This window comes from Mycolicibacter heraklionensis (genome assembly GCF_001021505.1).
Lineage (GTDB): Bacteria > Actinomycetota > Actinomycetes > Mycobacteriales > Mycobacteriaceae > Mycobacterium > Mycobacterium heraklionense.
The window spans coordinates 35,139-51,688 of sequence record NZ_LDPO01000010.1 but is presented as its reverse complement, the minus strand read 5'-3'; the positions used below and the strand labels follow the sequence as shown (position 1 = coordinate 51,688).

Below are 16,550 nucleotides of genomic sequence, written 5' to 3'. Positions count from 1 at the left end.
TTCACACTGGGCGGGCCTCAAACCGCTATTTGGCGCCCTGGCTCGCCACCGCCGCGGCCCCGGCGGCGGCCGCCTCCGGGTCCAGATAGACGCCACCGGCCACCTTCGGACGCAGGTCGGCGTCCAGGTCGTAACGCAGCGGGATGCCCGTCGGGATGTTCAGCCCGACCACGTCCTCGTCCGACATCTGGTCGAGGTACTTCACCAGCGCCCGCAACGAGTTGCCGTGCGCCGCGATCAGCACCGTCTTGCCGCACCGCAGGTCCGGGATGACGACGTCGGTGAAGTAGGGCAGGAAGCGCGCCACCACGTCTGCCAGGCACTCGGTGAGCGGCCCGCCGCCGATATCGGCGTAGCGGGGATCGGTGTCCTGGCTGTACCGGCTGCCGGCCTCGATGGGCGGGGGCGGGGTGTCGTAGCTGCGCCGCCACGTCATGAACTGCTCGTCGCCGTAGCGCGCCTTGGTGGCCGCCTTGTCCAGGCCCTGCAGCGCGCCGTAGTGGCGCTCGTTGAGCCGCCAGGTGCGGTGCACCGGGATCCAGTGCCGGTCGGCGGCGTCCAGCGCCAGGTTCGCGGTGGTGATCGCCCGGCGCAGCAGCGAGGTGTAGACCACATCGGGAAGCAGGCCGTGTTCGACCAGTAGCGAGCCGGCGCGGACCGCCTCGGCACGGCCCTTGTCGGTCAGGTTGACGTCCATCCAACCGGTGAACTGGTTGCTGGCGTTCCATTCGCTCTCGCCGTGACGCAGCAGTATCAGGGTGGCAGTGTCAGACATGGGCGTCAGTGTCTCACGGGAGGTTCGGGTGCCTTTGGCTCACCACGGCCAGGACCAACGGCCCTGCCTGGCGCGTGATCGCGTCGATAGCGTCAAGGTATGGCAGTAGAACCCAGCGACCCCGCCCGGGAGCGCAGTGGGCCCGCCGGGCGGTCGCCCGTCACCGCCCCGTTGGGGACGGTGACCCGGCCGTTTCGGCGCACCGGCCGGTACTACGCACGGATGTGGCGCGACTACCTCGACGAGCGCCACGAAGAGGACCTGCCCGTCGCCCGGCCGACCCTCGCGTTGGCCACCCAGGCCTTCCGCGACGAAGTCGTCCTGCTCGGACTGCGGGGACGCCGTCCGATCGGCGGCATGGACGTCTTCGAACGCATCAACGCCGAGGTCTCCGAGGCGATCGACTTCTACGGTTCGCGCGGCTTTCTCGACGAACCGGAGAAGTTCTTCGCCGCACCGCCGCCGCTGACCGAGGTCACCCTGCTGCCCCGGGAAGGCCGTCGGCGATCCCATGACCGGATCCGCTGGGAGAGCGGATACGCACCGCTGCCGGGGGAGCCCGGCGCGCAGCGGTGGCGCAGTTACACCGGCAACGACCGCGCCTACGCGATTCTGCTGCGGCATCACGAGCCCCGACCGTGGCTGGTGGGTGTGCACGGCGCCGAGATGGGCCGTGCCGGGCTGGACCTGTGGCTGTTTCGGGCGCGCCACCTGCATGAGAAATTCGGCCTGAACATCGTGCTGCCGGTGCTGCCCATGCACGGGCCGCGGGCACGTGGCCTGCCCAAGGGGGCGGCCTTCCCCGGCGAGGACGCCCTGGACAACGTGCACGCCGGCGCCCAGGGAGTCTGGGATGTCCGACGCCTGCTGAGCTGGATCCGCGCGCAGGAGCCGGAGTCGCCGATCGGGCTGAACAGCATCTCGATGGGCGGCTACATCGCCGCTTTGGTTGCCAGCCTGGAGGACGATCTGACCTGCGCCATCCTGGGGGTGCCGGTGGCCGACGTGGTCCAGTTGCTGGGCCGGCACTCCGGTCTGAGCCGCACCGACCCGCGCCGGCAGACGGTCGTGCTGGCCGAGCCGCTCGGCCGGATGACGTCGCCGCTGTCGCTGCAGCCCCGGGTCCCGATGCGCGGCCGTTTCATCTACGCCGGCATCGCCGACCGGGTGGTGCACCCACGCGAGCAGGTGGTCCGGCTGTGGGAGCACTGGGGCAAGCCGGAGATCGTCTGGTACCGCGGCGGGCACACCGGATTCTTCGAAGCTCGACCGGTTCAGCGGTTCGTCGAGGCGGCCATCGTGCAGTCCGGGCTGCTCGACTGACGGGGGCCGACGACGCGAGGTGATACATGAACGGGATGAGCGTCCTTGACGCAGCGATGATCACCGGGGACTCGTTGTTCCACCCGATCAACATCGGCGCGGTGCTGATCCTCGCGCCGCCGGAAGATGCGGGCGAACGGTTCGCCGACCAGCTCTACCGCCAGGCACTGACCCACACCGGCGCCGTCGACCACCGCCTCCGCCGGGTTCCGCACCGGAGCCCGCGCACCGGCGGCATGTGGGTCTGGCGGGATGAACACGACCTCGACCTGGAGCACCACCTCACCCGACGGACCCTGCCGGCCGGCAGCGGCCGTGAGGAACTGTGGCGGCTCATCGGCGAACTGCACGCCGAGCGACTGGACCGGTCGCGGCCGCTGTGGACGGCCGTCCTGATCGACGGGCTCGCCGACGGCAGAATCGCCTTCTACGCCAAGGTCCATCACACCATCGTGGACGGCGTTGCGGGGTTACGGATGATCAGTGACGGGCTGAGCCCCGATCCTGATCGGCGCGGCATGTCACCGTTCTACGCCGCACAGCACAGCCGGACGGCCCCGCCGACCGCTGATTCCGGATCGGATCTGATCGCACCGCTGCGACGCCTGGCCGGCGCCGCCGCCTCCGGCATCACGATGCTCGAGCACCTCGTCGAAAGCCCGGCACGCGCCGTGCTCGCGACACTCACCGGCCGCACCACCATCCCGGCGGTCGGCGCGCCGTTCACGCCCTTCAACCGGCGGCTGGGACCCAAACGCGGCGTCGTCGCCGGCAGCTGGGCCAAGAGCCGCATCCGGGCGGTGCAGCAGGCCACCGGCACCACGGCCAACGACGTCACCACCGCCGTCGTCGGTGGGGTGCTGCGCAGCTGGCTGACCGATCATGGCAGCCTGCCGGGGCAATCGCTGGTGGCGTTCTGCCCCATCACCGTGCGCGCCCCCAACGCCACCTCCGATGACTCCGGAAACCGTTTCGGCGCATGGCTGTGCCCGATCGGCACCGACGTTGCCGACCCGGTGCAACGACTCCGGCGGGTGCACCGGTCCATGCGTGAAGGCAAACGCTATGTCGCCCGGTACGGGTCGGGGGCATCGCTGTCGCTGCTGGTGCCCAGCATCGCCTCGACCATCTTCCAGGCGGTTGCGCCGGTGAGTCCGCGGATACGAACCGGATACAACCTTCCGATATCCAGCGTGCCCGGGCCGCGCGATGAAATGTATTGGAACGGTGCACATGTCGAAGAGATCTATCCGGTGTCGACCGTTTTCGACGGCCAGACGCTCAATGTCACGTTGTGCTCGTATGCCGACCGCATCGGCATCGGCTATGTCGGCGACGGCGAGGTGATGCCCGATATCGCAACGCTGGTGCCGAGGACCGAGCGCTGCCTGCGCGAGCTGGAGTCGGCGGTGCTGCCCGACGGGTGAGGGTCAGCTGCTCGGCGGGATCAAATGCTCGAACGCCCGCAGGTTCTTCAGCGACTGTCCGGTGGATACCCGCCACTCCCATTCCTTCTGGATCGAGGTGGCAAATCCCAACTCCAGCAACGTATTGAAGTCGAAGTCGACGGCTTCGAGCACCTGTCCGAGCACCCGGTCGATCTCCTCGGGCGTCACCGAAGTCAGCGCCATGCGACCGACGAGGTAGATGTCGCCGACGTTGTCCAGGGTGTAGGCCACCCCGTACAGCCGGCGGTTGCGCTGGAGCAGGTACCGGTAGACCCCGGCGTGGTTCTCGTCGGGCTGACGGCAGACGAACGCCTCGACGCGCACCGAGTGCTCTCCGACACTGAGGATGGTGTTGGTCTTGAGTTTGCGCTCGCCGGGCAGTTCCACGATCAGCCCGGGCAGCCCGCCGTGTGAGCCCGGGGTCGGCGAGTAGGTCAGCTCAGCCGCCTGCAGGGTGCTTTCGATGAGCTCCTGGACGTCGCTGCGGTTCATCCCCACCACTGCCTCCTGCGCGCGTGCCCCCGATGTGCGTCGAGTGTGCGGTTTACTCGGCAACACACCGGGGCAGGCCTCGCAAACCGCACACTCGGCGCCGACGGGACGCGCCGTGTCGCCATCCTGCTCATGCGCGCGCCCCGCGCCGCGTCGGCCACCGGCGAGGCCGGCGCGCCGATCCGAGCACCCGCATCCGCCCGCCCCGGGCCGCGGCGAAGTCTTCGATCGCGTGCGTGTAGCTGGCCAATTGGGCGTCGACGGTGCGCTCCCAGGAAAACCGCGCCGCATGGCTGACGGCGGCCCTGCGCATCGCCCATCCCCGGGGCCCGGAACCGAGCCGCAGCAGCTCATCGAGGGCGGTCGTCCACGCCTCGATCCCGTGCCCGTCGACCAGACGCCCGGTGACGCCGTCGCGCACCGCCACCGGCAGCCCACCGACGGCCGCGGCCACCACCGGCGTCCCGCACGCCTGGGCCTCCAGGGCCACCAGCCCGAACGACTCGGAGTAGCTCGGCACGGCCACCAGGTCGGCGGCTTGGAACAGCATCGCCAGATCCTCGCGAGACTGCGGCGGCAGGAAGGTCACCCGGTCACTGATACCCAGTTCGGCGGCAAGCCGAACCAGGCCGCCCGGTTCCGCCAGCCCGCTGCTGCCCGACGGCCCGCCGGCCACCACCACACGCACCCCGGGCAGTTTCGCGGCCGCCCGCAGCAGGATGTCGGGCGCCTTGAGCGGCTGGATGCGGCCGACGAACGCCACGATCGGTTCGCCTACCGACAACCCCAACGCCGCCCGGGCCGCCCGCTTGTCGCCGGGCCGGAACACCTCCAGGTCGACGCCCGGATGCGCCACGTCGATCCGGCGCGGGTCCGCCTCATGCAGGTCGACGAGTTGCTGGGCTTCATCGTCGGTATTGACGATCAGCCGGTCCGCGGCATCGACGACCTGCTGCTCGCCGACCGTGCGCAGCGGCGGTTCCGGGGCGTCCCCGGCGGCCAGGGCGGCGTTCTTCACCCCGGCCAGGGTGTGCGCGGTGTGCACCAGCGGCACCGCCCACCGGTCCGCGGCCAGCCAGCCGACCTGCCCGGACAGCCAGTAGTGCGAATGCACGACGTCGTAGTAACCGGGCTCGTGGGCGGCCTCGGCGCGCAGCACCCCGGCGGCGAACGCGCACAGCTGCGTGGGCAGGTCGTTCTTGTCCAAACCTTCGAACGGCCCGGCCACCACGTTGCGCACCAGCACGCCGGGCGCCACGTGCTGCACCGGCGGGTCGACCGACGACGTGGCGCGGGTGAACACTTCCACCGACACCCCGCGGCGCGCCAAATGCAGCGCGCTCTGCAGGACGTAGACGTTCATGCCACCGGCATCGCCGGTGCCGGGCTGGGCCAGCGGCGACGTGTGTACCGACAGCAGCGCTACTCGGTGCACATCGGATCTGACGCTCCCAACCCCTCCAACGTCGTAGCCCACCCCGCCATCCTTACAGGTTCGGTCAGGCGGACACTTCCGGGACCACGCGGGCGACCGGACCGCGGGACCGGCGCATCGCCCCGACCGGGTCGGCGTAGAGCCCGCCCAGTGACACCGTGCCGGCGCCGGCCTCCTGAACCCGGTTGCCGAACGCGGTGACGCGGATGCTGCGCGCCGACAGCACCGAACGCTGCGTGAAGGCCCGCTCGACCTCGGCCATGCCCTCCGGGTATTCGGTGAAACCCTGGCCACCGACCACCAGGTCATCGGGGTTGAGGACGTCGCGCAGCAGCGCTACGGCTTCGCCCAGAGCACGGGCCCGCTCGGTCAGCAGTGCTGCGGCTCGCTCGTCACCGCCGCGCGCCTCGCGCACCAGAGTGGTCACCGCCGCCGACACGGCGCCGTTGCCCTCCGGCAGCAGCCGCAGCCGACGAGCCGCGGCCAGCACCGCCTCATCGCTGACGGTGGATTCGAGATGTCCGGTGCCCCCGAGCAGCTCCGAGTACACCGGCAGGCCGGCGATGGTGCCAGGACCGCTGGTCGGGCTGTGCACCCGTCCGCCGATCACCAGCGCGTAGCCGACCGTTTCCCGGGCGTAGACGTAGAGGCTGGTGGTGCTGTTGGCCGTCGGCCGCCGCACACCGAACAGCAGTTCCGCCCCGGCCATCGCGTCCACATGCGAGGCCACCGATACGGGCAGGCCCAGCTCCTCGGCCAGCACCGGCCCGACCGGCGCGGCGGTCCAGCCCAGTCGCGGGTGGTCGACGTGGCCGGTGGCCCCGTCCACCGCACCACCGATGGCGACCCCGACCCACAGCGGCCGGCGCTTCTGCCAGCGGGTCAGGTACCGGCTGGCGCTGGCGGCCAGCGACGCCAGCGCCGGCGTGGCCCCGTTGTTCGGGGTCGGGGTCTCGACGACGTCGAGGGTGCGGCCGAGCAGGTCGGTGGCCACGATGCTGGTGGTCTTGGCCCCGATGTGCAGGCCCAGGGTGAGGAACGGTTCGTGGTTGACCACCACCGGCCGACGCGGCCGCCCGATCGCCCCGGACGTGGCCAGGTCGGCGCGCTCCAGCAGCAATCCGGCTTCCAGCAGCGCGCTGACCTGGCGGTTGACGGTGGCGACGCTCAGCGAGGTGGCGCCGGCGATGGCCTCCCGGGCGACCGGGCCGTGTTGACGAACCGCCGCGAAGACCTCGGCGCCGGCGCTGTCGGCCAGCTGCAGGGCCGGGGCTACCACGCGCGGGTGGGAGCGGGGCCGCCCGTTCCGGTGGCTGGCGAGGTGAGCGGTGAGAGAGGTAGTACGCACGCGATGTCCTTAGTCTGGAGAAAAATCCGAAGGGGCCGTTTACGCCTGCGACCCGGCGGACTCTCCTAAGGAGCGCTACTCGCAGCAGGTCAGGCGCAGCAACATGCGCGACAACACGCGCCGTGGGCGACCAGACAGACCGCTGTCAGAAAGCGGGCACTGCGAGACATAGCTGAGAATCTATCACGATCACTAAGGTTGGGGCGATGACGACTTCTGCGCGCGACCAGCGCATTGCCGTAGTCACCGGCGCCAGCTCGGGTATCGGCGAGGCGACCGCGAGAACTCTTGCCGCACAGGGCTTTCATGTGATCGCCGTGGCGCGTCGCGCCGATCGGCTCGCCGCGCTGGCCGATGAGATCGGCGGCACCGCCGTAGTGACCGACGTCACTGACCCGGCCGCGGTGGCCGCACTGGCCCAGGTGTGCGAACAGGTCTGCGACTCGCTCTCGGGTTCGGTCAATGTGCTGGTCAACAATGCCGGCGGGGCCAAGGGCCTGGCCTCGGTGGAGCAGGCCGACCTCGAGCACTGGCGCTGGATGTGGGAGACCAACGTGCTGGGCACGCTGCACGTGACGCGCGCGCTGCTGCCGAAGCTCGTCGCGTCCGGCGACGGCCTGGTGGTCACGGTGACCTCGATCGCGGCGTTTGAGATCTACGACGGCGGCGCCGGCTACACCTCGGCCAAACACGCCCAGAGCGCGCTGCACCGCACGCTGCGCGGGGAGCTGCTGGGAAAGCCGGTGCGGCTCACCGAAATCGCTCCCGGCATGGTGGACACCGAGTTCTCGCTGGTGCGCTTCGACGGCGACCGCGAGCGGGCCGACGCGGTCTATTCCGGTCTGACCCCGCTGACCGCGGCCGACATCGCCGAGGTGATCGGGTTCGTGGCTTCCCGGCCGCCGCACGTCGACCTCGATCAGATCGTCATCCGCCCGCGCGACCAGGCATCGGCGACCCGGGCTAACCGCCGGGAGCAGGACTAGCGGTAGTCGTAGTCGTCGTCGTGGTGGGCGTGCCCGACAGCGTCGGCGCATCGGTCGGGGTGGCCGGCGCGACGCTGGGCAGTGAGGTCCGCGACGGTTCAGTACTCGACAACGCCGACATCGAGACCCAGGTGTCCCAGTCCACCGCCCAGTCCCAGATATCCCCGTCGGCGTAGGACAGCTCGATCGAGCTGCCGGTCACCTCGACCGGGTCGCCGTAGATCGCGCTGTAGAAGTACTGCTCGGCATCCTCCGTCGACAAGTTGATGCAGCCGTTGGTGACGTTGGTGTTGCCCTGAGCGCCGGCGCTGGACGGGTTGGCGTGGATGAACTCGCCGTTGTTGGAGATCCGGACCGCCCAGCGCTCGTGGATGTTGCTGTAGCCGGCGGCCGGGTTGGACATGTAGAAGTCCGCGTACTTCTCGCTGACCACGTGGACACCATTGCGAGTGATGTTGCGCGCCTTGTCGGCCTGACCGTAGCTGCAGGGGAAGTCCATGATCACGCCCTCGTCGCGGATCACCTGGATGCGGTGCGAGGAGACTTCGGCCTTCACCACCTGGCGCCGCCCGATCGAGAATTCCAGCGACATGTCCTGGGCCCCGTAGGCGCCGTCGCCCAACGCCAGGCCGTACAGCTTGGCGTCGACGCGGACGGTGGTTCCGGCCGGGAAGTAGTCGCGGCTGCGCCAGTGCACCCGGGCGCCCTGCACCTCGTCGGGCAGCCAGGCCCAGCTGCCTTCCACCGGCGGCTCGGTGACGATGCTCAGGGCCCGCTCGACGGCGGCCTTGTCGGCGATCGGTCCGTCGAACTGCAGGATCACCGGCGCCGCGACCCCCACCGTCTGACCGTCGGCCAGCTGAAAGCCTCCGTCGATGACGGCGGTGGGGGTGACCGTGGTGATGGTGCCGGCGACCGGCACGGCGTGGCCGTCGTGGCCCACCACTGACCCGCTCCAGGTGTAGACCGAGCCGTAGCCCAGCGGTTCGGTGACGGTGTAGCGCGTGCGCTCCCGGTTGAACGTCCCGGTGAGCACCTTGCCGGCCGGGTTGGTCAGCGCCACCCGCTGAAACCAGCCGTCGCGGACCGTGACGCCGACCGCGGCCGTGGGCAGCACGTCGGCCACCGCGCCGCTTTCCAGGGCGGGTTCGAACGTCAGAGCGGGCGCTGAGGGTGGCGCGTTGTCGGCGTTCTTGCCGGCCCGGCCGAAACATCCCGCCAGCGCGGCCGGCGCGACCGCCCCGGCAGCCAGCGCTGCCAACGCACGTCGCCGGTTCAGGGTCACGGCATTCCAAGATACCGGCCCAGCCGCCTGACCACCTGCGACGCTGATTACACCCGGGCTATAGCGCGCACCCGACGAGCACCGGCTCGGGGTGCAAGGTGATGCCGAACGCGTCGTGCACCCCGTCGCGCACGACGCGTGCCAGGCTCACGATGTCGGCGGAGGTCGCGCTCCCCCGGTTGGTCAGCGCCAGGGCATGTTTGGTGGATAACCGCGCCGGCGCATCCGGCCCGGGATAACCCTTGCCGAAACCGGACCGCTCCACCAGCCAGCCGGCCGCCAATTTCACGCCACCGGGGGTGTCCCAGTGCGGCACCGCGCCGTTCTCCCGGTCAGCCAGAATGCGGTATACCTCTTGCGAAACAACAGGATTGGTAAAAAATGATCCGACACTCCAGGTGTCGTGGTCGGTCACATCGAGCACCATGCCCTTGGCTGCCCGTAGCGCGAGCACCGCGGCGCGAACCGCTGCCGGTGCGCGGTACTCGCCCTCGGCGGCGTCCAGCGCGGCGGTCAATTCGCCGTACCGCAGCGGCGCGCTGCGCCCGGCCGGATCCAGGTCGAATTCGACCTCCAGCACCACCGCCGCCCGATCTTCAGGGGAGCACTTGAGCACACTGGTGCGGTAGCCGAGCTCCAACTCGGTCGCCGGCGTCCAGCGCACCGCGCCGGTACGCCGATCCAGCAGCAAAACCCTGGTCAGGCGGTCGGCGACCTCCACACCGTAGGCCCCGACGTTCTGCACCGGGGTGGCGCCGGCCGAGCCGGGGATGCCCGACAGGCACTCCAGCCCGCCCAGATTCGCGGCGACCGCCCGCGCAACGACGTCGTCCCAGACCGCGCCGGCCTCGGCTCGCAGCAGATGGCCGTCGATGGTGATGCCGTCGTTGGCCAGCACGACGGCGGTCAGGCCCTCGAGGTCGTCGGCGATCAGCACGTTGGAGCCCCCGGCCAGCAGCAACGGGCGGTCATCGGCCGCGTCGAGTGCGCCCAGCGTTGCCACGATCTGTTCGGTGTCGGTGCACGTGATGACACGTCGGGCGACCGGCCCCACCCGCAGGGTGGTCAGCGGCGCCAGCGGCACCGCCTCGGCGACACGCGCGCCCGCGAACTCGGAACCCGCCACGGGCGGTAACGGTAGCGTGACCAGGTATGCCGCGTACATTCACGCTCTTCGAGCACTACTCGGCAACCGTCGAGCAGGTGTATGCCGTCTTCGCCGACGAGCACTACTGGCGGGCCCGGCTGGCCGAATCCGGAGCCGATGTCGTGGCGTTGGACTCGATGACCGTCGGCCCCGATGGCGGCGTCGACGTCGCCATCAGGCAGGGCATTCACCGGGAGAAGTTGCCCGCGCTGGCGGCCCAGTTCCATCCCGGCAACCTGGATGTGGCGCGGCAGGAGACCTGGCATCCGGTGCGCGACGGGAAGGCACGCGCCCAGGTGACCGGCAAGGTCGTCGGCGCACCGGCGAAGCTGTCCGGCGATGCGGTCCTGTCGCCGGCCGCCGGCGGCTGCGAGTTGCGGCTGATCGCGACCGTGCAGGTCGATATCCCGCTGGTGGGCGGCAAAATCGAGAGTTTCATCGGCGGGCAGTTGGCCGAGCTGATGAGTGTCGAGCAACGGTTCACCTCGACGTGGCTGAGGCAGGGCGGCGCAACACCGACGGAATAGGCTGGGTCCATGCGGATTGCGTGTGCGCAGATGCTCAGCGGCACCGACCCGGCCGCGAACCTGCAACTGGTGACCGACTACACGCAGCGGGCCGCCGATCAGGGGGCGTCGCTGGTGGTGTTCCCGGAGGCGGCGATGTGCCGGTTCGGGGTGCCGCTGGGTCCGGTTGCCGAACCGCTCGACGGGCCGTGGGCCACCGAGGTTCGGGCGATCGCCGCTAGGGCTCAGATCACCGTCGTCGCGGGAATGTTCACCCCGGCCGATGACGGACGGGTCACCAACACGTTGCTGGCGACCGGTCCCGGAACCGACACGCACTATCACAAGATCCACCTGTACGACGCCTTCGGATTCACCGAATCGCGCACGGTGGCACCGGGATTCGAGCCGGTGGTGATCGATGTCGACGGAGTCGGCGTCGGGTTGTCGACCTGCTATGACATCCGGTTCCCGGCGTTGTACACCGAGCTGGCCGAGCGCGGTGCGCAGCTGATCGCGGTCTGCGCCTCATGGGGGGCCGGCCCGGGGAAGCTGTCGCAGTGGGAGCTGCTGGCGCGGGCCCGGGCGCTGGATTCGACCAGCTACGTCGTCGCGGTCGGGCAGGCCGACCCCGGCGGTCCGGCGGATTCCTCCGGCGCGCCGACCGGTGTGGGCCACAGCATGGTCACCTCGCCGTGGGGCGAGGTGGTCGCCGCGGCCGGCGCATCGCCGCAGCTACTGGTCTGCGACATCGACCTCGACGCGGTCTCCGCCGCCCGCCGGACGCTGGCCGTGTTGAGCAATCGCGCGACCTTCCTTCAGGTCGGTAGGGCAGAATCGCGCGGGTGAGCAATCCGCCCGGACCTCCCCACGGCGAGTCACCCTGGGCTCGCCCCGCCGGCCAACCCGAACCGCAAGGCGGCGCTGCGTCGTCTCGCCCACCGGAGCCGTCCGCCTCGCCCACCCGGCAGATGCCGGCGGGCGGTCGCGAGGAGCCCACCACCCGGATTCCCGCGGCGCCCGCGCAGCCTCCGGTGCCCCCGCAGGCACCGGTGCCGCCGCCCGCGGACCCGCCTCCCGCGCCGGCCGGTGAGGCGCCCACCACCGTGATCGAAGCCCCGACTGCCCCGTCGCGGCCGGCTTCGGTGCTGCGTGACCCGCTGGCCCTGGTCCTGATCGTGGTCACCGTGATCGCGCTGGCGCTGGCCGGGCTGATCGGCGCCGAGCTGATCGCCCGCCGTATCGGCGACAGCAAGGTGGCCAAGGCAACCGAATGCGTGGTGAACGACAAGGCCAGCGCCTCGTTCGGGGTGACGCCGCCGTTCCTGTGGCAGCACATCACCGGCAACTACACCAACATCTCCATCCACACCGCGGGCAACCAGGTCAAAGATGCCAAGCAGATGACGGCCGACTTGAGCATCTCCGACGTCGATCGGCACGGCACCGGCGACTCAAAGGGCACGATCGGTTCCCTGCAGGCGACGCTGACCTGGCCGGCAGCCGGCATCAAGGAGACCGTCCAGACCATGGTGCCGATCCTGGGCAACCTGGTCTCCGACCTGAAGACCAATTCGGCCGACGGCACCGTCGAGCTGCGGGGCGCGTTCGGTCTGGCCACCGTCGTGGTCAAGCCCGAAGTCGTCAACGGGGGCCTGTCCCTGCAGGTGCAGAAACTGACCGGCCTGGGTGCCCTGACCCTGCCGCGTGAATCGCTGCAGCCCGAGTTGGACAGGTTCGCCGCGGAGTTGACGAAGCGTTATCCGCTCGGCCTGCGCGCCGACAGCATTCAGGTCACCGACACCGGTGTGGTGGCGCGGTTCTCCACCCGTAACGCCTCCATCCCGCGCTCCGACGACCCCTGCTTCGCAAATCTGTAACCTTGCACAATGAGCGCACCCGGACCCACACACCGGTTTTCCGGCCTGCCGGCGGCCATGCTGGCGTTGACCGTGGTGCTTGCCATCGCGCTGGTCGGGATGCTCGGGGGTGAGCTTTACGCCCGCCACCGGGCGAACAGCCTGGTTGCCGAGGCCGTCAAGTGCGAAGCGCAGGACAGCGCCACCGTGTCCTTCGGGACCACTCCCCCGGTGCTGGCGCAGTACTTCAACGGCGAGTACTCCCACATCTCGGTCCAGACCGCGGGCAACCAGATCCGGCAGGCCAAGGGCATGCGGCTCGAGCTGGACATCCGCAACGTCCGGCTGAACAAGGGTGCGGGCGCGTCAGACTCGAAGGGCACCATAGGGTCCCTGGACGGCACCATCACCTGGCCGGCCGACGGGATCAAGCAGTCGATCCAGGATGTGGTCCCGGTGATCGGCAGCATCGTCACCGGCAAGGTCACCACCGATCCCGGCGCCGGCACCGTCGAGCTCAAAGGCCTGCTCAATAAGGCGACCGTCAAGCCGCAGCTGGTCAACAACGGACTGTCGCTGCAGGTGGTGGACCTGGAGGCGCTGGGCCACGACCTGGACACCGACACCGTGCAGCGTCACCTCGACGAACTCACCGCAAAGGTGACCGGCGACCTTCCGCTGAACATCCACCTCGACAGCGTGGAAGTCACCGATTCCGGTGTGGTGGTGAAGTTCTCGACACGAAATGCCGCCATCGAGGGGTCGTCGTCGAGTCAGTGCTTCGAATCGCTCTGAGGCGTCAGGTCCGGGCGAGCCGGAAGTAGCCGTAGAGGTAGGCGTCCGTGCCGGCCGCACTCGACACCGGAGCGCGGTTGAAGCCCGCGACCAGAATCAAGTCGTCGTTGAACCAGCGCCGGAGCCCGCCGCCGTGTCCGTACAGGCTGTATTCGACGGCGAAGTCGGTGGAAAAGCCGTCCGCCGCCAGCGCGTAGCCCGAAGGCGCGAGGCACGGCCCGACGAAGTGCCGCAACGCATCCCATACCAGCGGGACCCCGGCAGCGAGAAACCGTTCGTCAGCGACCCGGTAACCCGGCGCTATGCCGTCGGCGAACTCACGCAACTGCTTCTCAGCGCGGGCGTGATCCGGCACCGACGTGACGGGAATATCGGCGCTCTCGGCGTACACCCGAATGTCGCCCAGCGCGGGGGGCGCAGCGCTTCGGTACTGCCAGAAGACATATCCGGCGACGACCGTGACGATTCCAATCACCACTGCTGCGCTTATCACCATCGCCTTGCTTGCCTTCATCCGAGTGAACCGATGTTGACGCATGCCATCGGGTGGGTGCCGAGGGGACCGGGCAGACCGGACCCGATAAGGTCGCCGAGCCGAACGGTGACCAGCGCATCGGGGGTATCGATCGGCGTGCCGGTGTTGGTTTCCCACGGGTTCCGCAGCGTCACCATGGCGTCACTGCCGGTGCCGCTGATGCCTTCGACCACATACACATGACTTTGCGTCAACGGCGATCCTTCCGGTGTCGTCGAGACAGTCACGGGCTGATGAGTGGCCAGAGCCCCGGAAATCGCTTGGTCGATATGCTGATTCGTGAACCAGACGTTTTCCGGCTTGATGACGGTGCCGCGATTGCCGGTAAGCGCCTCCAGCGCATCCTTGGCGTAGCCGCCCTGCCCGATTCCCGCTTCGTTGCCGAGCGCATCGGCGAGATCCGTTCCCGGGTATTTGAGTTTGGCGTACGCCGACTCCAACACCGCCGGCCACAGCGCGGCGTCGGGTCGGCCGTTGTCGAGCCAACTCGCGCCGTTGTGTCTGATGTCGGCGTCGAGGTCGGCCTGGGTGACGTCGATGTGCTTCCACTCGTGGCCATTCCAGAGGGTGACAGTGAAATTCCCGGTGTCGCCGTCGAAATGAATGCGATCTTTGATCCACTGCGGGTTGGCATTGGCGATGGCGCCCATGGTGGCATCCAGATAGCAGTCCCCGACGCTGTCCTGTTTCACGTCCGCGGCAGTCGGGTCGTGAGGGTAGAGGTCTTGGTCGGTCCACCGGTGTTCGCCGCCGAGAGTGTCGATCGGGGGCGGCGACAGGGGCGCGCCGTCGCGCATCGGGTACCGCAGCGACTGCAGCATCCCCGCCCTGCTCTTGCTGTCGGTCCAGACCTCGTCCACCACCAGGTGGATATCCCTGGCCTTGGCGGCGAGGAAGGCCTGGAACTGCCGAGCGCCCGCGGGGGTGTCGAGGCCGAGTACGTCTTGCCGGGCCACCACGTCGCTGATCTCGACCTCAATGGCGTCAAGGCGCCGGCGTCCCCACACCGTCTTTCGGCAGGCCCCACGCAGCGTCTCGGCGAATGCCCGGTCCACCTCGACGGCCGTCGCCAGGCGCTGCGCCAGATCCTGCTCGCGCGCACGCGCGGCGTCGGCGAATGCACCACGCACATCGGGCATAGCCGCAAAGGCTATCGGCGGTCCGCCGGCTTGGGTAGTCACCCAGCCGCGCTACCCCAGTCCGTCGAGCACCGCCCGCGTGCCGGACAGCCCCAGCCGGGTCGCCCCGGCCTCGATCATCGCCAACGCATCGTCCGCACTGCGGATACCACCGCTGGCTTTGACCCCTAGCCGGCCACCGACCGTCTCGGCCATCAGCGACACCGCGTGCACGCTCGCCCCGCCGGACGGATGAAATCCGGTGGAGGTCTTCACGAAATCCGCCCCGGCATCTTCGGCGGCCCGGCAGGCAGCGACCAGGGCGGCGTCACCGGCGAACTCCAGCAGCGCGGCGGATTCGACGATCACCTTGAGCACCGCCTGGGGCACCGCGGCGCGCACGGTCGCGATGTCGGCGCCCACCGCGGCAAAATCCCCTGCCACCGCCGCACCGACGTCGATAACCATGTCGATCTCAGCCGCCCCGTCGGCGCCGGCCAGTGCCGCCTCCTGGGCTTTGACCACCGACAGATGCTTGCCGGACGGGAATCCCACGACCGCGGCGATCGGGACACCGGAGGGGTTGGCCCCAGCCGCTGTGGCCACCATCGACGGCGACACACAGACCGCGGCGACGCCGAGTCCGGCCGCCTCGGCGACCACGGCCGCGACCTGGGCCGCGGTCGCTTCGGGTTTGAGCAGCGTGTGGTCGACCATGCGCGCCACCTGGTGACGGCGCCACCGGCGCCCGGTCGTCAGCGACATCAGAATGCCTCCTCGGCGGCGCCCGGGTTGCAGCCGGACTCGAGCATGGTCACGCCGTCGACGACGGGCCGCCACGGCTCCAGATTCCAGCTGGTCTTGCCGGGCCGGGCGAACTCGGCATAGCTCCAGTGGCAGAGGAACTGGTCGCGCATGCCGGGGGTATCGGCGTCGGGAGCGCTGGCCAGCACCTCTCGCCAGGCTTGGTCACCCACAGCGCCGGCGTCGAGCCGAAGGGCCGCCGCCCGCGCGGACGGGGTCGGGTACACCCGCAGACTCAACCGGCCGTCGTAGCTGACCCACTCGGTGTGGTCGACGTAGCCGGCCAATCCGGTGTCGGCGGTGGCCGGCGCCGCGCCCAACACGGTGGCCGCGGCACCCAAGGCCGCAAGGACGAACGAACGCAGCATGGCGCTAGTGGGACTTCCCCTGGACCTCAAGGAGCCGGGGCCGTACATCCACCAGGTAAACCCCCGCCGCGCAGGCCGCGATCGCCATTCCCATCACCTGCAGCACCAGTGCCAGCAGCCCGCACACCCCCAGGATCACCAGCCAGACCGGCTTGGTGAGCTTGTCGGCGGCGGTGTAGGCATCGGAACGTTGCATCGCCGCGTGGACGAAGGCGTACACCGACGTCGCGAAAACGGCGATCTGCAAAACGAAAAGGACGGTACCCACCAGGTTCGCAGCGATCACGCTGCAAGCCTAGGCGGGCACCGTCCCGGGCGTCGAACTG

General features: G+C 69.6%; 18 protein-coding genes. 7 read left to right on the top strand and 11 right to left on the bottom strand.

All coding sequences use genetic code 11. The features are described 5' to 3' along the window. Positions 1 to 25 precede the first annotated feature (25 nt). The gene (locus ABW16_RS13220) at positions 26 to 775 is read right to left on the bottom strand and encodes a phosphoglyceromutase (protein WP_047319642.1); all 750 of its coding nucleotides are present in this window, start codon (positions 773 to 775) and stop codon (positions 26 to 28) included. Between the two features lie 99 nt (positions 776 to 874). On the opposite strand from ABW16_RS13220, the gene ABW16_RS13215 reads away from it, so the two are divergent. Both ABW16_RS13215 and ABW16_RS13210 read left to right on the top strand, forming a co-directional pair. Then, on the top strand, positions 875 to 2,098 hold the full coding sequence (locus ABW16_RS13215; protein WP_047319641.1) for an alpha/beta hydrolase family protein: 1,224 nt from the start codon (positions 875 to 877) through the stop codon (positions 2,096 to 2,098). Between the two features lie 26 nt (positions 2,099 to 2,124). After that, a complete protein-coding gene (locus ABW16_RS13210; RefSeq protein WP_047319640.1) occupies positions 2,125 to 3,525 on the top strand; it encodes a wax ester/triacylglycerol synthase family O-acyltransferase in 1,401 nt (466 codons plus the stop codon). A 3-nt stretch (positions 3,526 to 3,528) separates the two neighbouring features. On the opposite strand, the gene ABW16_RS13205 is transcribed toward ABW16_RS13210, so the two are convergent. The 3 genes from ABW16_RS13205 to ABW16_RS13195 form a co-directional block, all read right to left on the bottom strand. After that, the gene (locus tag ABW16_RS13205; RefSeq protein WP_047319639.1) at positions 3,529 to 4,038 is read right to left on the bottom strand and encodes a type III secretion system chaperone family protein; all 510 of its coding nucleotides are present in this window, start codon (positions 4,036 to 4,038) and stop codon (positions 3,529 to 3,531) included. Positions 4,039 to 4,168: 130 nt separating this feature from the next. Then, positions 4,169 to 5,515: a D-inositol-3-phosphate glycosyltransferase gene (gene mshA, locus ABW16_RS13200; RefSeq protein WP_200900659.1), complete on the bottom strand. Its 1,347-nt coding sequence runs from the start codon at positions 5,513 to 5,515 to the stop codon at positions 4,169 to 4,171. 22 nt (positions 5,516 to 5,537) lie between these two features. After that, the gene (locus ABW16_RS13195) at positions 5,538 to 6,821 is read right to left on the bottom strand and encodes an ROK family protein (RefSeq protein ID WP_047319638.1); all 1,284 of its coding nucleotides are present in this window, start codon (positions 6,819 to 6,821) and stop codon (positions 5,538 to 5,540) included. A 206-nt stretch (positions 6,822 to 7,027) separates the two neighbouring features. Between ABW16_RS13195 and ABW16_RS13190 the strand changes: the two genes are divergently transcribed. Beyond that, positions 7,028 to 7,807: an SDR family oxidoreductase gene (locus ABW16_RS13190; RefSeq protein ID WP_047319637.1), complete on the top strand. Its 780-nt coding sequence runs from the start codon at positions 7,028 to 7,030 to the stop codon at positions 7,805 to 7,807. Here the strand turns inward: ABW16_RS13190 and ABW16_RS13185 are convergent. Both ABW16_RS13185 and ABW16_RS13180 read right to left on the bottom strand, forming a co-directional pair. Continuing rightward, positions 7,785 to 9,140, bottom strand: coding sequence for a L,D-transpeptidase (locus ABW16_RS13185; RefSeq protein ID WP_047319636.1), 1,356 nt, complete (start codon positions 9,138 to 9,140; stop codon positions 7,785 to 7,787). The genes ABW16_RS13190 and ABW16_RS13185 overlap by 23 nt on opposite strands. 10 nt (positions 9,141 to 9,150) lie before the next feature. Next, positions 9,151 to 10,257, bottom strand: coding sequence for a UDP-N-acetylmuramate dehydrogenase (locus tag ABW16_RS13180; protein ID WP_047319635.1), 1,107 nt, complete (start codon positions 10,255 to 10,257; stop codon positions 9,151 to 9,153). Between ABW16_RS13180 and ABW16_RS13175 the strand changes: the two genes are divergently transcribed. The 4 genes from ABW16_RS13175 (at position 10,245) to ABW16_RS13160 (ending at position 13,399) form a co-directional block, all read left to right on the top strand. Further along, on the top strand, positions 10,245 to 10,766 hold the full coding sequence (locus tag ABW16_RS13175) for a DUF2505 domain-containing protein (protein ID WP_047319634.1): 522 nt from the start codon (positions 10,245 to 10,247) through the stop codon (positions 10,764 to 10,766). The two genes, ABW16_RS13180 and ABW16_RS13175, sit on opposite strands and share 13 nt — an antisense overlap. 9 nt (positions 10,767 to 10,775) lie before the next feature. Next, entirely contained in the window at positions 10,776 to 11,594 is an 819-nt protein-coding gene (locus ABW16_RS13170) for a carbon-nitrogen hydrolase family protein (RefSeq protein WP_047319633.1), read from the top strand. A gap of 122 nt (positions 11,595 to 11,716) precedes the next feature. Then, positions 11,717 to 12,625 (top strand): LmeA family phospholipid-binding protein, encoded by a 909-nt coding sequence (locus ABW16_RS13165; RefSeq protein WP_047319632.1) that lies wholly within the window; start codon positions 11,717 to 11,719, stop codon positions 12,623 to 12,625. A gap of 9 nt (positions 12,626 to 12,634) precedes the next feature. After that, positions 12,635 to 13,399 carry an LmeA family phospholipid-binding protein gene (locus ABW16_RS13160; protein WP_052956897.1) on the top strand — a complete coding sequence of 255 codons (765 nt, stop codon included), beginning with the start codon at positions 12,635 to 12,637 and terminating at the stop codon, positions 13,397 to 13,399. A gap of 4 nt (positions 13,400 to 13,403) precedes the next feature. Here ABW16_RS13160 and ABW16_RS13155 read toward each other — a convergent pair whose 3' ends face one another. From ABW16_RS13155 to ABW16_RS13135, 5 genes are read right to left on the bottom strand one after another with little or no spacing between them, the layout of a single operon-like run. Next, positions 13,404 to 13,913 (bottom strand): hypothetical protein, encoded by a 510-nt coding sequence (locus tag ABW16_RS13155; RefSeq protein ID WP_047319631.1) that lies wholly within the window; start codon positions 13,911 to 13,913, stop codon positions 13,404 to 13,406. Next, on the bottom strand, positions 13,910 to 15,073 hold the full coding sequence (locus ABW16_RS23895; protein ID WP_052956896.1) for a DUF4226 domain-containing protein: 1,164 nt from the start codon (positions 15,071 to 15,073) through the stop codon (positions 13,910 to 13,912). The genes ABW16_RS13155 and ABW16_RS23895 overlap by 4 nt, the downstream gene beginning before the upstream one ends. Before the next feature lie 51 nt (positions 15,074 to 15,124). After that, positions 15,125 to 15,817, bottom strand: a complete 693-nt coding sequence (gene deoC / locus ABW16_RS13145) for a deoxyribose-phosphate aldolase (protein ID WP_047319630.1) — start codon at positions 15,815 to 15,817, stop codon at positions 15,125 to 15,127. Continuing rightward, positions 15,817 to 16,224 carry a DUF2599 domain-containing protein gene (locus ABW16_RS13140; protein WP_052956895.1) on the bottom strand — a complete coding sequence of 136 codons (408 nt, stop codon included), beginning with the start codon at positions 16,222 to 16,224 and terminating at the stop codon, positions 15,817 to 15,819. Before ABW16_RS13140 ends, deoC begins: the two co-directional genes overlap by 1 nt. A gap of 4 nt (positions 16,225 to 16,228) precedes the next feature. Beyond that, complete coding sequence (locus ABW16_RS13135) at positions 16,229 to 16,492, bottom strand: DUF2516 family protein (RefSeq protein ID WP_200900660.1); 264 nt, start codon at positions 16,490 to 16,492, stop codon at positions 16,229 to 16,231. Positions 16,493 to 16,550: the final 58 nt, after the last annotated feature.